The following is a 2,377-nucleotide window of genomic DNA, read 5'->3' as shown; positions in this document are numbered from 1 at the left end:
GCCTTCTTCTCGGCTCCGCTGCTGCTCTCGCAGCAGTTTCCGGCGCACAGGCAGCAGACGCAATCGTCGCAGCCGAGCCGGAGCCCATGGAATACGTTCGCGTTTGCGACGCTTTCGGCACTGGCTACTTCTACATCCCGGGCACCGAAACCTGCCTCAAGATCGGCGGCTTCATCCGTTTCCAGACCTCGTTCGGCGAAAATGCTGTTAACGGTCGTCAGGGCTGGGGCGCTGCCGGCACGTCTGATTGGGATGCCTTCTCGCGCGCTTACATCTCGTTCGACGCCAAGAGCGACACCGAGTACGGCACGCTCACCGGCTTCTTCGCTGCTGAGTTCAACGCCGACAACGACACCGACATCGGTGACAGCCTCATCGACGTCGACGAAGCCTACATCCAGCTCGGTGGCCTCAAGGCCGGCTTCTTCTACAGCTGGTGGGATAAGGGTCTGAACGGCGAAACCGACTCGATCGGCAACGTCACCGAGTTCAACTCGATCGCCTACCTCTATGACGGCGGTTCGTTCCAGGCTGGTATCGCTATCGACGAACTCGAAGGCTGGTCGACCAAGCCGAACGGCGTTGGCGTTCAGGGTATCGTTTCGGCTTCGGTCGGCGGCGTTTCCTTCGACCTGCTCGGCGGCTACGACACCGAATTCGAAGAAGGCGCGATCCGCGCTCTGCTCTCGGCTGACCTCGGCCCGGGCGTCTTCCAGATCGCTGGTATCTGGGCTTCCGACCCGAACGCTTACTGGGCTGACTCTGAGTGGACCGTTGCTGCTTCCTACCGTTGGAATGCAACCGACAAGCTCGCTGTTACTCCGGGCTTCCAGTACTGGGGTAGCCTGCAGGACTCGCTCACCAGCTTCGGCGACGACGACAAGTGGCGCGCTGGTCTGACGCTCGACTACAAGATCACCGAAGGCCTCGCTACCCGCGTTTCGGTTCAGTATGAAGATCAGGACAACGCTGACGATCAGGTTCTCGGCTTCGTCCGTCTGCAGCGCGACTTCTAAGATCATCTGACCTCGGTCAGAAGCGAAGCCCGCAACTCTTCGGAGTTGCGGGCTGTTGCTGTTTCGCAACGTTTGCTTGCCTTGAGACGCCAGAATTGCCGAAAGGTGAAGGCGTTGGCTTGAATACAGCCGGTTTCTCCGCCTCATTCGCAAGAGGGAGAGGGAAACTGCGAGCGTGGGGCAGGACGCTGAAAAACAGGCGGGCGACTTCAGCTTTCCGGACATGCGTTCGGGATATGAGGTCAACTATAGCTTTAGCCCGCAACGTCCAGTCGGGGTGGTGAAGGAAACCACACTGGGTGAACTGCTTCAGCGCTATGCCGACATTTTGTGGGAAGAGGGCAGCCACAAATATAACGTAAAGGCCTTCATCGGCGAACTTGACGAGATTCTGATCTGCGCCAGGTTCACCACCTTCTCACAAGACATGCTCGACAGCCTCATCGGCGCACTACGCAAACGCGGCAACAGCAACGCAACCATCAACAGGAAGATGGCGGCGCTGAGCAAGTTGCTGCGGAAAGCGTACAAGATGGGTGACATCCACAGTCTGCCCGAGTTCAGGCGGCAAAAAGAAAGAGCCGGGCGCCTCCGCTTCCTGGAGGCCGCCGAAGAGGAAGCGTTGTTCCGAGAAATCGGCAACCGATCAGACCTCTACTTGCAACTTTCCATATTCCTGGTGGACACAGGCGCCCGCCTTGGCGAATCCATCGCATTAAAATGGAATGATATTTATGAGGGCAGAGTAACGTTCTGGGTCACCAAATCCGGTCGTAGCCGCACGGTACCCCTGACGTCCAGAGCGAAAGATGCGATGGAGACACTTGCGGACAGGTCTCCCGGACCATTCTCTTCGGTTGATCCTCAAAAATATCGCGCAGTGTGGAACGCCGCCAAACTGGAAGCAGGACTGGGCGAGGAAGAGGACATCGTTCCGCACGTCCTAAGGCATACGTGCGCGTCTCGTCTCGTGCGCGGCGGCATCGACCTTCGGCGCGTTCAAATGTGGCTCGGTCACCAGACGCTCGAGATGACGATGCGTTATGCCCACCTCGCGTCGCACGATCTCGACATGTGCGTGCCGGTGCTTGAACGCCACCTAAAATAACACTCCCCTAGCGAACCTTCGGATGCCCACCCGCGGGCTCGATTGTGCTGAGTTTTAGCTGGGGAGCCGACCCAGTCAGACGCGGAAAACCTTCCGATTCTGACTGGAGGTCAGAAATGAACATCAAGAGCCTTCTTCTCGGCTCCGCTGCTGCTCTCGCAGCAGTTTCCGGCGCACAGGCAGCAGACGCAATCGTCGCAGCCGAGCCGGAGCCCATGGAATACGTTCGCGTTTGCGACGCTTTCGGCAGGCA

Annotated in this window: 3 protein-coding genes; all 3 read left to right on the top strand. The window is 58.6% G+C overall.

Annotated elements, in window-relative coordinates:
- A partial coding sequence (locus tag AB4Z53_RS35255) for a porin (protein ID WP_441600052.1) occupies positions 1-1,016 on the top strand: 1,016 nt, incomplete at its 5' end.
- A 223-nt stretch (positions 1,017-1,239) separates the two neighbouring features.
- Positions 1,240-2,124, top strand: coding sequence for a tyrosine-type recombinase/integrase (locus AB4Z53_RS35250; RefSeq protein ID WP_365888480.1), 885 nt, complete (start codon positions 1,240-1,242; stop codon positions 2,122-2,124).
- Positions 2,125-2,240: 116 nt separating this feature from the next.
- The coding region (locus AB4Z53_RS35245; protein ID WP_441600054.1) for a porin at positions 2,241-2,377 on the top strand (137 nt) is incomplete at its 3' end.

It is taken from the genome of Ensifer sp. 2TAB8, assembly GCF_052115125.1.
GTDB lineage: Bacteria > Pseudomonadota > Alphaproteobacteria > Rhizobiales > Rhizobiaceae > Ensifer.
This window is presented reverse-complemented; position numbering and strand designations above follow the sequence as displayed.

Bases quoted from the DNA above. Each gene is read 5' to 3' on its own strand.
- AB4Z53_RS35250 (WP_365888480.1), top strand. From the start codon at position 1,240: ATGCGTTCGGGATATGAGGTCAACTATAGCTTTAGCCCGCAACGTCCA.